This window comes from Methylomonas sp. TEB (genome assembly GCF_047777895.1).
Taxonomy (GTDB): Bacteria; Pseudomonadota; Gammaproteobacteria; order Methylococcales; family Methylomonadaceae; genus Methylomonas.
The window spans coordinates 4,083,454-4,099,314 of record NZ_CP180476.1 but is presented as its reverse complement, the minus strand read 5'-3'; the positions used below and the strand labels follow the sequence as shown (position 1 = coordinate 4,099,314).

At 52.6% G+C, this 15,861-nt stretch carries 16 protein-coding genes; 9 read left to right on the top strand and 7 right to left on the bottom strand.

Features of this window, described 5'->3' with window-relative positions:
- Positions 1 to 69 precede the first annotated feature (69 nt).
- The gene (locus tag ACMXD4_RS18385; protein WP_415879039.1) at positions 70 to 1,041 is read left to right on the top strand and encodes an oxidoreductase family protein; all 972 of its coding nucleotides are present in this window, start codon (positions 70 to 72) and stop codon (positions 1,039 to 1,041) included.
- 16 nt (positions 1,042 to 1,057) lie between these two features.
- Positions 1,058 to 1,942 (top strand): 3'(2'),5'-bisphosphate nucleotidase CysQ family protein, encoded by an 885-nt coding sequence (locus ACMXD4_RS18380; RefSeq protein WP_415879038.1) that lies wholly within the window; start codon positions 1,058 to 1,060, stop codon positions 1,940 to 1,942.
- 97 nt (positions 1,943 to 2,039) lie between these two features.
- Here ACMXD4_RS18380 and ACMXD4_RS18375 read toward each other — a convergent pair whose 3' ends face one another.
- Complete coding sequence (locus tag ACMXD4_RS18375) at positions 2,040 to 2,240, bottom strand: KTSC domain-containing protein (RefSeq protein WP_033158359.1); 201 nt, start codon at positions 2,238 to 2,240, stop codon at positions 2,040 to 2,042.
- A 141-nt stretch (positions 2,241 to 2,381) separates the two neighbouring features.
- Between ACMXD4_RS18375 and ACMXD4_RS18370 the strand changes: the two genes are divergently transcribed.
- The 3 genes from ACMXD4_RS18370 to ACMXD4_RS18360 all read left to right on the top strand — a co-directional run bounded on the left by ACMXD4_RS18370 (position 2,382) and on the right by ACMXD4_RS18360 (position 5,595).
- Complete coding sequence (locus ACMXD4_RS18370; protein WP_415879037.1) at positions 2,382 to 3,077, top strand: SDR family oxidoreductase; 696 nt, start codon at positions 2,382 to 2,384, stop codon at positions 3,075 to 3,077.
- 262 nt (positions 3,078 to 3,339) lie between these two features.
- A complete protein-coding gene (locus tag ACMXD4_RS18365) occupies positions 3,340 to 3,972 on the top strand; it encodes a carbonic anhydrase (RefSeq protein WP_171694331.1) in 633 nt (210 codons plus the stop codon).
- A 30-nt stretch (positions 3,973 to 4,002) separates the two neighbouring features.
- A complete protein-coding gene (locus tag ACMXD4_RS18360; protein ID WP_415879036.1) occupies positions 4,003 to 5,595 on the top strand; it encodes a SulP family inorganic anion transporter in 1,593 nt (530 codons plus the stop codon).
- A 95-nt stretch (positions 5,596 to 5,690) separates the two neighbouring features.
- Here the strand turns inward: ACMXD4_RS18360 and ACMXD4_RS18355 are convergent, their stop codons facing one another.
- Positions 5,691 to 6,365, bottom strand: coding sequence for a hypothetical protein (locus ACMXD4_RS18355; RefSeq protein WP_415879035.1), 675 nt, complete (start codon positions 6,363 to 6,365; stop codon positions 5,691 to 5,693).
- Between the two features lie 143 nt (positions 6,366 to 6,508).
- Complete coding sequence (locus tag ACMXD4_RS18350; protein WP_415879034.1) at positions 6,509 to 7,408, bottom strand: LysR substrate-binding domain-containing protein; 900 nt, start codon at positions 7,406 to 7,408, stop codon at positions 6,509 to 6,511.
- A 102-nt stretch (positions 7,409 to 7,510) separates the two neighbouring features.
- Between ACMXD4_RS18350 and ACMXD4_RS18345 the strand changes: the two genes are divergently transcribed.
- The 4 genes from ACMXD4_RS18345 (at position 7,511) to ACMXD4_RS18330 (ending at position 10,872) form a co-directional block, all read left to right on the top strand.
- On the top strand, positions 7,511 to 8,110 hold the full coding sequence (locus tag ACMXD4_RS18345; RefSeq protein ID WP_415879033.1) for an FMN-dependent NADH-azoreductase: 600 nt from the start codon (positions 7,511 to 7,513) through the stop codon (positions 8,108 to 8,110).
- 26 nt (positions 8,111 to 8,136) lie between these two features.
- Entirely contained in the window at positions 8,137 to 9,015 is an 879-nt protein-coding gene (locus ACMXD4_RS18340) for a pirin family protein (RefSeq protein WP_415879032.1), read from the top strand.
- A gap of 25 nt (positions 9,016 to 9,040) precedes the next feature.
- Entirely contained in the window at positions 9,041 to 9,829 is a 789-nt protein-coding gene (gene ygiD, locus ACMXD4_RS18335; RefSeq protein ID WP_171694336.1) for a 4,5-DOPA dioxygenase extradiol, read from the top strand.
- Between the two features lie 125 nt (positions 9,830 to 9,954).
- Complete coding sequence (locus ACMXD4_RS18330) at positions 9,955 to 10,872, top strand: class I SAM-dependent methyltransferase (RefSeq protein WP_171694337.1); 918 nt, start codon at positions 9,955 to 9,957, stop codon at positions 10,870 to 10,872.
- On the opposite strand, the gene ACMXD4_RS18325 is transcribed toward ACMXD4_RS18330, so the two are convergent.
- The 4 genes from ACMXD4_RS18325 to ACMXD4_RS18310 form a co-directional block, all read right to left on the bottom strand.
- Entirely contained in the window at positions 10,869 to 11,288 is a 420-nt protein-coding gene (locus ACMXD4_RS18325) for a type II toxin-antitoxin system VapC family toxin (protein WP_033158368.1), read from the bottom strand. The genes ACMXD4_RS18330 and ACMXD4_RS18325 overlap by 4 nt on opposite strands.
- A gap of 13 nt (positions 11,289 to 11,301) precedes the next feature.
- Positions 11,302 to 11,511 carry a FitA-like ribbon-helix-helix domain-containing protein gene (locus ACMXD4_RS18320; protein ID WP_171694338.1) on the bottom strand — a complete coding sequence of 70 codons (210 nt, stop codon included), beginning with the start codon at positions 11,509 to 11,511 and terminating at the stop codon, positions 11,302 to 11,304.
- Positions 11,512 to 11,578: 67 nt separating this feature from the next.
- Positions 11,579 to 12,820 carry an amidohydrolase family protein gene (locus ACMXD4_RS18315; RefSeq protein WP_415879031.1) on the bottom strand — a complete coding sequence of 414 codons (1,242 nt, stop codon included), beginning with the start codon at positions 12,818 to 12,820 and terminating at the stop codon, positions 11,579 to 11,581.
- Positions 12,821 to 13,073: 253 nt separating this feature from the next.
- Entirely contained in the window at positions 13,074 to 15,596 is a 2,523-nt protein-coding gene (locus ACMXD4_RS18310; protein WP_415879030.1) for a TonB-dependent receptor, read from the bottom strand.
- Between the last annotated feature and the right edge of the window lie 265 nt (positions 15,597 to 15,861).

Here is a 15,861-nt window from a genome sequence, read left to right as displayed (position 1 = left end):
GACACGCGAGCCTGGCTTTCGTTCGGCGTATTCCCGGAAAATAGCAATCTTTTAAGGCACTCTCCACCCATGCAAAATACCATTCGCGATCTCGTGCTTCAGGCGACCGGTGCCGATGATGCATTTCAACTTGAAACCATTCAAAGTCTGTGGAGCGGCTACGGCTATATTTTGCGCTATGGCTTAAGCGGCTTCGACAGTGCTAGCGTGATCGTCAAACACGTAAAACTGTCGGCACAAAGTCTGCAAACGCCCGGTTCCAATGAAGACCTGTCGCATCGGCGCAAAGTCCGCTCTTATCAGATAGAGGCGGCCTGGTACCAAAGCTGGGCCAAACGTTGCGATGCGGATTGCCGAGTCCCGGCGTGTTTAGCTTTCGAAATGTTCGGTGAGGATATAGTCATGGTCTTGGAAGATCTGCATCCGTTGGGGTTTCCGCAACGCCGCTCGCGGGCAGGGGAACGGGAGATACGCACATGTTTAAATTGGCTGGCCAATTTCCATGCCGCGTTTATCGGTGAAAATCCTAGTGGTTTGTGGCCCACCGGCACTTATTGGCATCTGCAAACCCGGCCCAACGAATGGGAGGCCTTGCAGGATATTGTCTTGAAAAATGCCGCGCCGATGATTGATCAAAAACTGCGCGATACGCCTTATCAAACCTTTGTGCACGGCGATGCCAAATTGGCCAATTTTTGTTTTTCGGCGGACGGCAGCCGGGTCGCGGCAGTGGATTTTCAATACGTCGGCGGCGGCTGCGGCATCAAGGATGTCGCGTATTTTATCGATAGCTGTTTGGGCCAGGACGAGTGCCAGCGCCGGGAGAGCGAATTGCTGGATATTTATTTTCAGGCTTTGCAACAGGCGTTGCGGCGTAAACAAAAACCCGTCGATGCCGATGCGGTCGAACGTGATTGGCGGGCACTTTATCCAGTAGCTTGGACCGATTTTCACCGTTTTTTAAAAGGCTGGAGTCCCGGCTATTGGTCCCCCAACAGCTATAGCGAGCGGCTGGCACGGCAAGTCATCGCCCAATTATAAAACCCCAGGAGAACCGATGCATTTGTCGACGGACGATCTGTATTTACTTGGCCAGTGTGCCATCTCCGCGGCGATGCAGGCCGGACAATTGATTACCAGGTCTGCGCATACTGCGGTTGTTGTAAACAGCAAAGACGGCGGCACCAGTCTGGCTGCTCGGGTAGTGACGGAAATCGATCATTTGAGTCAGGAGATTATTCTGCAAACCTTGCGGCCGATCTGCGCCAGATACGATTTGGCTTTATTGTCGGAAGAAAGTCCGGATGACGGCGCGCGTCTGCAGCAGGATTATTTCTGGTGTGTCGATCCTTTGGACGGCACCTTGCCGTTTATCGAAGGCGTGCCGGGCTATTCGGTGTCCATCGCCTTGGTATCTCGCGCCGGAGAAGCCCTGATCGGCGTTGTTTACGATCCCTTGACTCAGACGCTTTACCGCGCGATTAAAGATCAAGGTGCCTGGCAAAATCAGCACGCTTTTAAACCGGTAACGCCAGCGCAAGCGTTGACCTTCATCACCGATAAAAGCTTTGCTCACGACCCCTTGTACCAAGCTACGCAAGTCGAATTGCAACGGATTGCCGTTGAGTTGGGCTATGCCGGGGCCAAGCTGCGTTTGCAAGGCGGCGCGGCCTTAAATGCCTGCCAAGCACTGACTGAGGCGCCGGCGTGTTATTTCAAATTTCCTAAGCCGGATAAGGGCGGCGGCAGCGTGTGGGATTACGCGGCTACCGCTTGTTTGTTCCAGGAAGCCGGCGCGCCGGTCAGCGATATACACGGCAAACCGTTACTATTAAATCCGAACGGCTCGACGTTTATGAATCATTGCGGCGTGTTGTATTGCTCCGACCAAGCTATCGCCGACAGCATAATCAGGCTTTACCGGCAGTTACGGCAGGGATAAGCGAACAAGTTGCCCGTGTTATGGCTTGCTAGTGAATGAGGCCCGATAGACGCAAGGTTTTGAATCTATCGGATATCGATGGTGGCTTCGGTCTTTTTCAGCAGGGAAACAAATCCTGGAAGTGGCGCTTATAAAATCGGTTTTTGGAGCGGGCTTTCAAAAATGCGGCGAACAGGTGTTCGGGCACGTGGCAAAAATCCTGAGCTTGCCGGTCTTTGAACGACACCCGCAGTTTATGGGTTTGTTCGTCGTAGCCGATCACGTCGATAGTGCTGGATTTAACTGATTGCATTTGCATAGTAGCCTCCGGGAATTTCATGCTAAAACTGTGTCGATGAGGCATGGCTAAATACGAATAGTTCAATCGGCAATTACTTATCAAGACTGCGTAAAACTATAGCTTCCCTTATTTTTCAATCACTCCTTTGGAGACGTAACGATGCAAACTGTTTTAATTACCGGCGCCAATCGCGGCTTGGGTCTGGAGTTTTGCCGGCAATATGCCGCCGCCGATTACCAGGTCATCGCGGCCTGCCGCAAGCCGGACCAGGCCGAGCAATTGGTCGGGCTCGCTCAACAATATCCGCACATTCAAATCGAGACCCTGGACGTGGCGGATTTCAGCCAAATCGATGCGTTGGCAAGCAAACTTGCCGACCGCAAAATCGATGTCTTGCTGAATAATGCCGGCGTTTACGGCGATCAAGCCGGTCGCGGTTTCGGGCAACTGGATTATCAAACCTGGGCAAACGTGCTGGCGGTCAACGTGATGGCGCCACTTAAATTGGCCGAAGCCTTCCTGCCGCAGGTGCAGCGTGGCGACAAACGCTTGATCGTGGCCTTGAGCAGCTTGATGGGTAGCATGACCGACAATACCAGCGGCGGCAGCATCCTGTACCGCTCCAGCAAGGCCGGTTTGAATGCGGCATTGAAGAGCCTGTCCATCGATTTGCGGCCTTCGTCCATCGGCGTATTGATTCTGCATCCGGGTTGGGTCAGAACTGATATGGGCGGACCGAACGGCTTGATCGACGTCGAAGAAAGTGTATCGGGCATGCGTAAAGTGATAGCCAATTTCAGCTTGGCCGATAGCGGCAGCTTTGTTAAATACGATGGCTCGGCATTGCCTTGGTAAGTTTTTGGCTTTTAAGTTTTCGCGTCTTAAATAAGTCAGTATCAGAACCACTGCTTAGGTCTGCATAAGCGGTGAGTATACCCCCTCAAGCTAATGCTCATTAGCGATAAAAATATCGAATCGAAACGTTATTGCTTGCATAAATATTTCGATTCGATATTATTTGTTCGGCGCCGATACGATCTTCCAATACATCGGTTGCTTAAGTGCGACGCCTAAGAATCGCATCGTTTACATCGCAACGACACAAGAGGAGGGGTTTATGCAGACTCCCAACAAATTGCTGCTGGAAAACAAAGCCTGGTCAGAAGCCATGACCGGTAAACAGCCCGATTACTTCATCAATATGGCCAAGGAACAACATCCGGAGTTTTTATGGATAGGCTGTTCCGATAGCCGCGTGCCGGTCGATACCATCGTTCATGCCCAACCCGGCGAAATATTCGTGCACCGCAATATCGCCAATCAAGTCATCACCACCGATTTTAACGGTTTAAGCGTGTTGCAGTACGCGATTAACGCCTTAAAGGTCAAGCATGTGATCGTCTGCGGCCATTATGGCTGCGGTGGTGTTGAAGCAGCCTTGCGCCAGCAACGCGGCGATTTGGCCATTGCCAACAAGTGGTTGACGCACATTAAGGAAGTATATCGCTTGCACCAAGACGAACTGGACAATTTGCAGCCCGAACGCAAACTCAACAAATTGATCGAGTGGAATGTTATCGAACAAGTGCAACGTCTGGCCCACACCTCTATCGTACAATCGGCCTGGAAGTCCGGCCAAAAAGTCAGTTTGCGCGGCTGGGTATACGGTTTGCACGACGGTTTGTTGAATGAGTTGATACACATCGACGCCACCTCGCCGATTCACAACATCTACCAATACGCCCATTAAGGCTCCCAGTTATCCGCACGGAGACCGTCTATGAAAATGCAGTTTAATGATTACCTGAAATATTTTCGTCAGGATTTTTCGGCCAGCATTGTGGTATTTCTGGTGGCCTTACCCTTGTGTTTGGGGGTGGCGTTGGCGTCCGGCGCACCCTTATTCGCCGGGGTTATCGCCGGCATGATCGGCGGTATCGTTGTGTCCTTGTGCAGCGGTTCGCAGCTCAGTGTCTCCGGCCCCGCGGCTGGCCTGACGGTCATCGTTTTCAACGCCATCGAAACCTTGGGCAATTACAAGGCTTTTTTGTTGAGCCTGATGTTTGCCGGGATTTTCCAAATGCTGTTCGGTTTCCTTCGCGCCGGGGCTATTGCCGCGTTTTTCCCTACCGCGGTGATCAAAGGTATGTTGGCGGCTATTGGTATGATCCTGATCATCAAGCAAACCCCGCACGCCACCGGTTACGATGAGGGCTACGCGGCGGACGAGAGTTATATGCCGGATACCGCCGGTTCCAGCTTCATCGAGTTTACCCACTCACTGCACGGCATTTCGCCCGGCGCGACTCTGGTGGCTGGCGTGGCTTTATTGATCCTGATTTTTTGGGAAAGCGCGTTCATCAAACAATTTAATGCCTTGCGGATGATTCCCGGGCCGTTGTTGGCGGTGATTTGGGGCGTGTCTTTCAATGCCTGGGCCTCGGCTGTGGCACCTGAATGGTCCATCGGCGTCAAGTATCTGGTGTCTTTACCGGAACTTGGCTCCACCAGCAATTTTGTTAACCAGTTGCGCTTGCCGGATTTCAGCTATCTCGGCAATCCCAAGATATATAGCATCGCGCTCACCCTGGCCATCATCGCCAGCCTGGAGACCCTGCTCAGCGTCGAAGCGGTGGACAAGCTCGATCCGCATAAACGGGTTTCACCGACCAATCGCGAATTGAAAGCCCAAGGCTTGGGCAACCTGCTCAGCGGTTTGATAGGTGGTTTGCCGATCACGGCCGTGATTGTGCGCAGCTCGGCTAACATCAATGCCGGCGGTCAAACCCGGGTATCCAGCTTTTTCCATGGGGTGTTGTTATTGATCAGCGTATTGTTTTTCGCGCATTTTCTGAACATGATCCCATTAGCCTGTCTGGCGGCGATTTTGCTGCAAACCGGTTATAAGCTGGCGAAGCCGGCCATGTTTGTGGAGTTTTACCAAAAAGGTCTGAATCAATTTGTGCCGTTTGCGATTACTGTGTTCGCGATTTTATTTACCGACTTGTTGGAAGGTATCGCGATCGGCATGGTGTGCGGTATTTTTTTCGTCTTGCGGGCCAACTTCCATGCGGCTATTACCTTAACCCAGCATGGGCCCAACTATTTGCTGAGGCTGCACAAGGACGTGTCTTTTTTAAATAAAGCCTTGCTTCGTAATTATCTTGCCAGTATCGCCGATGATAGCGAATTGATCATCGACGGCGGCAAAGCCCTGTTTATCGATCACGATATTCTGGAAACGCTAAGCGATTTCCTGCAAGCGGCGCCGGATCGCAATATCCAAGTGGAATTACAAGGTTTGGCCTTGGAGTCGCGATTGCTTGAGCAGGAAGCCGTTTTCATACCCCGCTTGGCTGCGGCTGGGCATTAGCGGGAAACACGTTCATAGGATCTTTGACACGCGGGCTTTGCATCAATCCAGCAAGATGCAAAGCCTTGCGCTCGGCAGATCCGATGCCTTACGAACTATTTTATGACACGCTGTTTTCTTTGAGTGATGCCGGCCAGTCCCAGGGCTGAAGCAAATAGCCAGACACTTGCTGGCAACGGGACCACGGACGCCTGTATGTGATAACTGTAACCCGCTTTTATGTTATCGACTGCTGCGAAGCCGTCCATGCTGATGGATTCATTGCTTAGGGTTCCGAACCAAGACGATGGGTTTGGGTTGGGCATTGTCACACAGGAAGGAATAAGGCCCTGTGGGATAGTACAACCGAGAGATGCCGACTCCGACTGAAACGCCGTGTCGCTGGTCATAAGACTAAACAAACTCGGGAAATTGAAGCTATGGATTGCGCCGTTCAGCGTGACGTTGGCGTTGGTAAACAATAGCTTGTCGGTAATTTCACCGCTTGCAGACGTTGTAGAAGGACTTGCCGTGCTTTGATAGCGCTCGACGTCAAATGACCCGGAAATACTGAACGGTCCTAGATTCTCACTTGGCTCCGAACCGTCTGCGCCGACTACGATAAAAGAGGGGATGTAGGTAGCAAAGCTTCCCGCTGAGTTAATAACGTAATGAGTCGTTGCAGTCTTGATGAAATCCGAGCCGGCAACCACGGTTGCTTGCGCGGAACTGATCGCCAGCACGCCGCCTAACAGAACGATACCGCGTGAAATAGCCAAAGATCTAAACATGAATTTTCCTTAAATTGTTGAAATGACAGGCTTCCTAACCATGCGTTAGGCGGCGGCGATTCTATAGGCACAGGTAATTTCAGTCAAACAAATAAGCTATGCTGCTAGGCGTTTTTGCCGTTTCCCCAGTTGCCGATTATGTCTCATGTAAAGTCTTTTAAATGCGTTTCCAAGAAATCGATAAACACCCGGGTCTTGGTCGGCATCAAACGCCGACCTGGGAACACCAGCCAGGCTGTGGTTTGCGGCAAACACCATTCCGGCAGCACGCGCACCAGCTCTTGATTGGGCATGTAAGTGCTGGCGTAAGAATCCGGCGCGGCGACGATGCCTTGGTCCTGCATTGCCAGTTTGACCAATAATTCCGGCGAGTTGGCTTGGATGCGTATCGGCGGCATGCCCAGCCATTGTTGTTCGCCCCTCGTCAAGCGCCAGGCCGGCGCTTCCCGATTACCGGCCAACAGGCTGAGGGCATCGTGTTCCAACAATTCTTCGGGGTGCGCCGGTGTGCCGCGTTTTTGCAAATAAGCTTGAGACGCATACAAGCCCCAGGTTTGCAGATTCAAGCGCTTGGCCGTCAACGTCGCGTCATCGGGCAAATCACCCATCCGAATCGCCAGATCGAAACTCTCGCTGAGTAAATCCACTCGTCGTGCAGATAGATCGATTTCCAAGGTAATAGCCGGGTAGCTGTTACTGAATTGGGCCAGTAAGGGAGCCAAAAACAGATTGGCAAAGTCGTTGGGCATTGAGATGCGCAATACGCCGCTGGGCTGAATTTGCCGATGTTGTGCCAATGCCATCGCCGCTTCGATTTCCTCGCTGACCTGCCGGCCATGTTGCAGCAGGCGCAAACCGAATTCGGTCAAATTCAGTTGCCGGGTGGTGCGTTGCAGCAAGCGCTCGCCCAGTTGTTTTTCCAGATTGCTGATGCGCCGCGACAAGGTTGACTTAGGCAAGCCCAGCAATTCGCCGGCTTTAGAAAAACTGCCGGCATCTGCGATTTTGGCGAATAGCCACAGGTCGTTAGGTTCTATCTGCATAATTGTTCCTCCAGTGGAACAATGTTATCCATTTTCCGGTCTTCTGCCCAATATTATCCCGGCGTATAGTCAACCCAACTTCAACACCTTTGGGAGACTTAAATGAACATTCTGCAAATCAACTCCAGCATCCGTGCCGAAAATGCCTATTCCAGCCGTCTGGCCGACAATTTGGTGGCCGGTTTACGCCAGCAAACGCCAGCTGCACAATTGACCGTGCGCGACTTGGCGAAAACCCCGCATCCTTTGCTGGATGAAGCGGCTTTGATTGCGCTGAGTACGCCCGCCGAACAGCGCAACCCCGAGCAAGCGCAACGGGTGGCGCTGGACGATGCCTTAATTGCCGAAATTCAACAAGCCGACATCGTAGTACTGACCGCGCCGATGTATAACTTCGGAATTCCGGCCCAATTAAAAGCCTGGATAGACGCTATCGCTCGGGCCAGGGTGACCTTCCAATACACCGCAAACGGTGTGGAAGGCTTGTTAAAAAACAAACAGGTGTATGTGATTCAAACCGCCGGCGGAAAGCACAGCGGCACCGAGACCGACAGCCAAAGCGCTTATTTGCGCACCGTCTTGGGATTTTTGGGAATGACCGATGTCACCTTTATTTATGCGGAAGGCTTGGCGATGGGCAACGATGCCGAACAACTGGCCTTGCAAGCTGCCGCTACGCAAATCGCCGCGTTGGCGGCCTGACTTAACCTTAATATAGGAGATCCGCGATGAACACAGACACAGTTAAAAACGATGAAGTAATGCGGTCCCGCGCTATCGAGCAATTGGTGATTGGTCATGCTACGTCGGATGGTGCCGGCGTGAAATTGACCCGCGTGCTGGGTCAAGCTTTGCAGCAACGCCTCGATCCATTTTTGATGCTGGATGCCTTCGGCAGCGATAAGCCCAACGATTACATCGCCGGCTTTCCCAATCATCCGCACCGTGGCTTCGAAACCCTGACTTATTTGATAACCGGGCGGATGCGGCATAGTGATAACGCCGGCCACCAAGGCTTGCTGGAAACCGGCGGCATTCAATGGATGACGGCGGGGCGCGGCATCATCCATTCGGAAATGCCCGAGCAAAAAGACGGCATGCTGGAAGGCTTTCAATTGTGGATCAATCTACCGGCTGCCGAGAAAATGCAGCCGGCCGGTTATCAAGATGTGCAAAGCGAGCAGATTCCGGAATTACTCACGGCCAACGGCGTCAAGGTGCGGGTGATTGCCGGCAGCAGCCATGGCGTCGCGGGCGCTATTCAACGGCCGGATACCGAGCCGCTGTTTCTGGATGTGCATTTGCCCGCTGGGGCCAGTTTCAGTCAGTCTTTAGCCGTCGGTCACAATGCGTTTTTTTATGTGTATCGCGGCGAGGTGGCGGAGGCAGAACGGTCGGTAGCTGCGCAACGCATGGCGGTGTTAAGCAGCGGTGAGTCGGATGGGGTGATATTGCAGGCCAAGCAAGACAGTCGTTTGATCCTGGTGGCCGGCAAGCCTTTGCGTGAACCAATCGCTCAGCACGGGCCGTTTGTGATGAACACTCGCGAGCAAATCGAGCAAGCCATAGACGATTATCAAGCCGGTCGTTTTAACGTCGCGGCTTAGAAGCAAACATATGGGAGTAGAGACGATGAATACGGCCCAGCCCGACAACCAGCACTTGCCGAGGATGCCGGCCTTATTCATCGGTCACGGCAGTCCGTTGAATGCGCTGGAAGATAACGAATTCAGTCGGGCTTGGGCGGAACTGGGACAAAATCTGCCCAGGCCCAAGGCGATTTTATGCATCTCGGCGCATTGGCAAAACGATAGCACACGGGTTACTGCGATGCCGCAGCCGCGGACCATCCACGATTTCTACGGCTTTCCACAAGCCTTGTTCGATTTTGTCTATCCTGCGCCGGGCAGTCCGGCATTGGCGGCGAGGATCAAGGCGCGGATGCCTGGGATTGAGTTGGATCAGGACTGGGGTTTGGATCATGGCAGTTGGTCGGTTTTGTGCCATCTGTTTCCCGATGCAGACATCCCGGTTTTACAACTCAGTCTGGATACAAAAAAGTCGCCTGAGCAGCATTACCAACTGGGTAAAGCCTTACGCTGCTGGAGAGACGAGGGGGTGTTGATCGTCGGCAGCGGTAATATCGTACACAACTTGCAAGCTTTGATTTGGCGGGATACGGCTCATGACTGTGCCGTCGCGTTTGCCGAGCGGGTTAAACGCTTGATTGCCGCAGGCGATCACAGCGCCGTCGTCAAATACCGCGAATTAAGCGATGCGGCGTTGGCCATCCCGACAGACGAACATTTTCTGCCCCTCCTATACATCCTGGGCTTGCAAGGTGACGGCGAACAGGTCGGTTTTTTCACGGACAAAACCACGCTGGGCGCGATTGCCATGTTGTCTGTGCAAATAGGTTAACGGGCATGTAGACGCTAAATTCAGCTTACTTCCGCTGAGCGTCAGATATTCGCCGTTTGTGGTGGCCTGTTTCCGCATTCGGGCATAAAATCCGCCGATTAACCATTCTGTGCGCCGCCAGCAATATGCCCAACGATCCAATTCGCCGCAAGTCACCTGAAAACAAAGCCAGCAATAGTGTTGCCGTTCCTGGAAATACGCTGCGCGAAGTCGCCGCTGGCTGGGCGGACTATGAACTATTGGATGCCGGTGACGGCAAGAAGCTGGAGCGCTGGGGTGACGTGGTGACGATACGCCCGGAGATTCAAGCGCATTTCCAGCCGGGTTGGTCGTGGCCGGATTGGCAGGCGAGGGCGGATTGGGAGTTTGTAGAGCTGTCATCCACGCAAGGCACCTGGAAAAAATTGAAGCCGCAGGCTAGCGAACACTGGCAAATTGCTTATCAACAATTGCAGTTCGGTCTGAAGCTGACCAAATTCAAACACCTGGGCTTGTTTCCGGAACAACAAGCCAACTGGCGGTTCATCGCCGAGCGGGTCAAACCGGGCGACAAACTATTAAACCTGTTTGCTTACACTGGTGCGGCCTCACTGGTGGCCAGGGCGAATGGCGCGGAAGTGGTGCATGTGGATTCAGTCAAGCAAATGTTGGATTGGACCCACGACAATATGGCGCGTAGCGGGCTGACCAACATCCAATGGGTGCTGGAAGATGCCTTGAAATTTGCAAAGCGCGAACTCAAGCGCGGCAACCATTACGACGGCATCATCATGGACCCGCCGGCCTGGGGTTTGGGCGCCAAGGGCGAAAAATGGAAACTGGAAAATCAGCTGGCCGACTTGATCGAAACGGCGCGCGGCTTGATGAATCCGGGGGCGTTTTTAGTCCTGAACACCTATTCTCCCAAAGTGGACTTGCAGGATTTAGCCCGCGCTGCCGCCCCTTGTTTTGCTAAACGCCAACTCGAAATCAAACAACTGTGGATGCAGAGCCAAACCGGCAAAGCTTTGTTTTATGGAAATTTGCTGCGGGCGACGGCTTAATCCGCGAATGGATTGAGGACCCGAATTCCTGTGCCGGCAAAGTCACCAACATTCCGGGTGACAACGGTAAGATCGTAAATTAACGCCGTAGCAGCGATCAATTTATCCAAGGGGTGTTGAGGATTTGGTACGCGCATTTTCCCCCAAACCAGCGCAATCTCGTTGTCGATAGGCAAGACATGATGGCGATATTCCTGCATAAGCTGGTTTAGCCAGTTCTCGAGTAACTTGCCTTGGCTAAAATCGCCGCGGTGATAAATCAGATCCACGCCGCGCCGCAATTCACCGACGGTGACGACAGAAATATACAGCTTGTGATCATTTTGGGCGACGCCGGCAAAGAACTGGTTAACGCCCGGATTTGTCTTGCTGCCTTTGCGGATTTCGCTAATCACATTCGTGTCAATCAAATACATCAGCCAAATCGCTCTAGGTATCTACACGCAGAAAGTCAGTATCCGAACCGACATTGGGCATGGCGGCAAGCGCTTCCGTAAAAGATTTCCGTTGCGGCCCGGTCAAAACCTCCGCCAGGATGGCGCGATGTTCTGCTTCTGTGGAACGATGGTGGGCGGCAGCTCTGGCTTTCAAAGCCTTAACCAGCGTTTCATCAAGATTTCTAACAACAAGGCTGGGCATAGCTAACTCCAAGGGGTGGTGCTATCAATGCTAGCATGCGCTTTGGCGTAGCGGTAGTCTTTTAACTCTAACGTTGTTGGCCCGTAAAAAACGGCCGAGTCGCAAATACACCGTCGGCAAAACGCTTACCCTGCCACGACAAACTGCGTTTCAACACAAAATCGAAGCGAAATGGATGGTATTCCTGTAGAGCCAGCAACGGTTCGACGGCATCGCCCGGCAGCAAGCCGGCATCGGCAAAAGCCGACGGCGAGATCATCGGCAAAATGCCGGTCAACGGGTAATCCGAACCGTACAGCAAGCGGCTATGCCAGCTGGTTTCCGTCAGCAGGGTTTTGATTACGCCCATATCGCGGTTGCGTAACACAATCGCCGAAATGTCACCGTATAGCAGGTCCTGCCACTGTTTATCCGCCATCAACTTGGCAAACAAATCAAAACTTCGCACTTCCCGGCCGTCTTCATCCACATCCTTGCCCAATGTCGCGCAATGGGCAATCACCACCCGGACGCCGGCATCGAGCGCCCGCCGCAAACGCAGCGGATTGCCGAACAAAGGCTGGTCGGCACCGTGCAAGGCGTTCTCTTCGCCGCCGTGGGTAATGATCGGTATGTTCAATTGGGCCGCCGCTTTATAAAACCGGTCGCATTGCGGCGAAGCAGGGTCTATGCCCATTGCCGGCGGCAGCCATTTCACGGCGCGGGCACCGTTGGCGGCGGCTTGTTCCAGTACCGTCACGCAATCGGGGCGATAAGGATGAATGCTGGCTACCCATTCGAAGCGCTGCGGATAGGCTTGCGCCAAACGCTGAGCGTACTCGTTGGGGACAAAAAATGCGGTATTCGCATGATCCGGGTCGCCGCTGGCGCCATGGGCACGGTCAAACGCATAGAGCATGGCCTTCGAGCCTTTGGGCATGTTGTCCATCAGGGCTTGTAAGCGTTTGACGAAGGCAGTGTCTTGGTCCGTGTCAGGGATGCAAGCTGCGTTGGCGTAAGCCCAGTGTTGCAGGGTTTGCACCGGGTGCTTGAGCGGGGCATGCATATCCGGCGTTTGCGTAATGCCGCTACCGCCGTCGCCGGAGCCGATGATGTGGGTGTGGCAATCCCACCAGTCTGCCGGATCGATGCCTTGCCAAGCGGCGGTTTCTAGGGCTGATGCCGGCGTCCCGGCTGGATTGAGACAGGGATTAGTTAAGCGAAACAGTGCAGACGCCGGCATGCTGGCGGTGGCCAAGCCGGTAGCCGCCAGTTTTAAAAAGCGGCGGCGGGCGCGACTGGTAGCGGGCACGCGATGGTTTGATGTCATGGGGTGTTTTCTAGGTCGGATACTGTGGGGATAGGATCCGCAAAATCAAATGGGTTGTAAAGAGGTTGGGGCGGATTTTGCTTGGCTTGGTGCTAGCGCCATGGCCTTGCAGATTGGGTGATTATTAACCCGGCTCTTAAATTTCCTGGAAGGTGGAAGCCGTTAGACGGCTCAGGAGTTTCGTGCAGCTGCTGCGCTCCCGCTTTTGCGGGAGCAACGATGTGTAGAGGCCGGGTTAAAAAATTCTTAGAACTTAGAAACTTATTGCGCCCTCAAGGAAGAACGTTCTTTGTGGATAAGGATGGAACACATAAGCCGTTTTGTCCGTCAGGTTGTTGATACCGAATGAGATGCGGCTTTTTGCAGGTTTACCGAGCAAATCGTACTTAAAGCGGTAGCTGGTTTTAAAGTCCAGGAAGAAAAAACCGTCCTGCGAGCCGAACACATTGTTGACGTGGTCTTTGTTATCAATATCGTTGTAAGAGTCGCTGGTATACCGGCCCGCCATCGAGACATCCAGCGCTTCGTTCACATGATAGGTCGCCAGCGCATTAAAACGCCATTCCGGCAAACGGATACGTTCTTTGCCGGTCAGGTTAAAGCGGGTAAGTGATCCGTTCGCTTCTTGAAAGTTAATGTCCGGCCCGCCGTCTTCCACAATAGCGTTCATCCAGGTGGCGTTGAAATTCAGATCAAGGTCAGAGTCGAGGACGCGAGCTTGGTCATACACCAGTTCCACGCCGGTAGTGCTGGTAGCGGGAATGTTTTGGAAGGCATTTTCAGTCAAGATGCCGGTGGCGCGCCTAACTTGCTGGATAGTGTTGCGGATGTCGTCGCGGAACACATTGACCCGCACGTAACCGTTGTCCAGTCCGTATTCGATCATAAAGTTATGATGCCAGCCGTCCTCGGCCTTTAAATTCTCGTTTGCCGTGGTTATGCTCGTCGGCGACTGGAGGTTTTGATACAGCTCTGCGATGACCGGGAAGCGGTAGGCGCGACCAAACGAATAACGGAATTTCCAATTGGACGGCTCAAATCCCAACGATGCTTTCGGGGAGATGGCATCGTCGCTACGATCTGACAATGCACGGTTAGAGCCCACGCCACTGGACGCCAGCCACCATTCGTAACGTGCGCCCAAGGTCAAATCCCAATCGGGCGCAAAGTGATAGGCGAACTGACCGAACATCGCATTGGTAGTGACTTCACCTTGGTTACGCCGTCCTATGGTTTCTGAGCCTATCTGATCGGCCGAATAGCTGTTATAGGAGAACTGTTTGAAGTTCATGTTGTAGTTGTCGAAGTGGTAACCGCCTAAAAACTCCAAGGGTTTCCAGCCTAAAAACTCTCGGGTGCTCAGTTTCAAGTCGTAGTTTTTCCAATTGAAATCGTCAAACACTTGCAGTTGGCCGGTGTTTTGGTTGCGCGGATCGTCAGGATTAAAAAAAGCGGTTCTGCGCTCGTCTTTGATTACATCCAAGTAGCTGAACGTGGTGTCTATATCCCAGGTGTCGGTAATCGCCCCTTTTACCTGCATGCCGATTTGCATGGTTTGTCGTTCGTCATCGGACGGCCCGAAGCCGCTGTTCAAAACGTTGAATGCTCTTCCCGCGTAAACGGCATCGCGAGAATTGGTATTGTTATCGCCGTAATAGGCATTGCCGTTTGCAGAGGTCAGATAATTGCGCGGTTTTTCGGATTTGCGGGTACGTTCCTCGAACGCGCCGGTAAAGATGGCCTGCAAATCCGGCGTGATGTCGTATCCCACTTTGAGTTTAACCAGATCGGTATTGATTAATTCGGGGCCAGTGTCGCCGTAGATATAACTGGGCGTGCCGCGGGTGTCCAGAATCGGCACCGCGCCATTGACTGCGGTCGTTACGCCGGTAGGATTGCGCAAACCTGTATTATCGATGAAGTAACTCATAGGCTGGCTTTCCGCTTCCAAGCGGTTGTAGGAAAGCAGCGCAGACCACTTATCCAAACGATTGCCGTACGAAAAATATTGCCGGTTGCCGTCAAAGGTGCCGCCATCCGCGCCAATATTCTCCCAAGGCTGCACAAAGTAGCTGGTTTCCGCGTAGTACTCTTCTTTCATTGGCATGTGGGTTTTAAGGTTCACTACCCCGCCGATGGAGTTGCCGCTGTATTCCGCGGAGAAAGGACCGTAAACCACGTCAACCGCGTCGATTTCGTTTGGGCCCACCATCGACCAGCGCGGCGCACCGTTAAAAGAAGCCTGCAATTGATTGTGTAGCGGTAAGCCATCGGCATACACCATGTTTCTGGCCGTCGAGAACATATCGGCCCCGCGGATGCCTAACACGCCATTCGGGTCGCCGATATAGCGCTGGCGTATCTGCAAGCTCGGTTGATACTTGACCGCTTCTTCGGTGGTTTGGGCATTTTGCCGTTCAATTTCGGCGCGTGATAGGCGGGTTGATGGAGAGGTGAAATGCGAGTCTTTCGCCACTTCACCGGTGATCACCATTTCTTCCATCACTTCGTCTTTGGTGCTAGCGCCCGCAGCCGGCGTTTCCGACGACACTTGTTTTGATGCTGTTTGACTATTGTTCGCAGTGGGCTGGTCCGTTGGCTTGGAAGCTTCTGCATTTTTTGCCGTATGTTTCGTGGCGTCGCCTGTACTTTTCTTCTGTGTTTCAGCGATGGCGACATTGCTGGTAATAGCCAGCAGAACAGCAGTAGACAATAAAGAACGCATCGGCAATCTATAAGACGCTGATTTATCAAGTGTTTCTGGTTGATTTTTCACGTTTGATCTCGGTTGTAATTATTATTTCTGGATTATTGCTAAGTTTGTTTTAGCCTTCTGATCTACTCAATTTGAGCGATTTTCCGAGCTGGATCATGCTGATAGCTAACAGGTTTTCCGGATAAAAAATATTCCGAATTTCCGGCAAGATTGGGGCCAAGATTAAATGGCTTTGATTTTATTGATAAATAATTAATAGTCGTGTTTTATTTTTAATAAACTGTGTTATTTAACTGATTTTTTAGGTTTTTTTGGGCGATACGCC

Bases quoted from the DNA above. Each gene is read 5' to 3' on its own strand.
- ACMXD4_RS18360 (WP_415879036.1), top strand. From the start codon at position 4,003: ATGAAAATGCAGTTTAATGATTACCTGAAATATTTTCGTCAGGATTTT.
- ACMXD4_RS18365 (WP_171694331.1), top strand. From the start codon at position 3,340: ATGCAGACTCCCAACAAATTGCTGCTGGAAAACAAAGCCTGGTCAGAA.
- ACMXD4_RS18330 (WP_171694337.1), top strand. From the start codon at position 9,955: ATGCCCAACGATCCAATTCGCCGCAAGTCACCTGAAAACAAAGCCAGC.
- ACMXD4_RS18385 (WP_415879039.1), top strand. From the start codon at position 70: ATGCAAAATACCATTCGCGATCTCGTGCTTCAGGCGACCGGTGCCGAT.
- ACMXD4_RS18375 (WP_033158359.1), bottom strand. From the start codon at position 2,240: ATGCAAATGCAATCAGTTAAATCCAGCACTATCGACGTGATCGGCTAC.
- ACMXD4_RS18370 (WP_415879037.1), top strand. From the start codon at position 2,382: ATGCAAACTGTTTTAATTACCGGCGCCAATCGCGGCTTGGGTCTGGAG.
- ACMXD4_RS18380 (WP_415879038.1), top strand. From the start codon at position 1,058: ATGCATTTGTCGACGGACGATCTGTATTTACTTGGCCAGTGTGCCATC.
- ygiD (WP_171694336.1), top strand. From the start codon at position 9,041: ATGAATACGGCCCAGCCCGACAACCAGCACTTGCCGAGGATGCCGGCC.
- ACMXD4_RS18320 (WP_171694338.1), bottom strand. From the start codon at position 11,511: ATGCCCAGCCTTGTTGTTAGAAATCTTGATGAAACGCTGGTTAAGGCT.
- ACMXD4_RS18315 (WP_415879031.1), bottom strand. From the start codon at position 12,820: ATGACATCAAACCATCGCGTGCCCGCTACCAGTCGCGCCCGCCGCCGC.
- ACMXD4_RS18350 (WP_415879034.1), bottom strand. From the start codon at position 7,408: ATGCAGATAGAACCTAACGACCTGTGGCTATTCGCCAAAATCGCAGAT.
- ACMXD4_RS18340 (WP_415879032.1), top strand. From the start codon at position 8,137: ATGAACACAGACACAGTTAAAAACGATGAAGTAATGCGGTCCCGCGCT.
- ACMXD4_RS18325 (WP_033158368.1), bottom strand. From the start codon at position 11,288: ATGTATTTGATTGACACGAATGTGATTAGCGAAATCCGCAAAGGCAGC.
- ACMXD4_RS18355 (WP_415879035.1), bottom strand. From the start codon at position 6,365: ATGTTTAGATCTTTGGCTATTTCACGCGGTATCGTTCTGTTAGGCGGC.
- ACMXD4_RS18345 (WP_415879033.1), top strand. From the start codon at position 7,511: ATGAACATTCTGCAAATCAACTCCAGCATCCGTGCCGAAAATGCCTAT.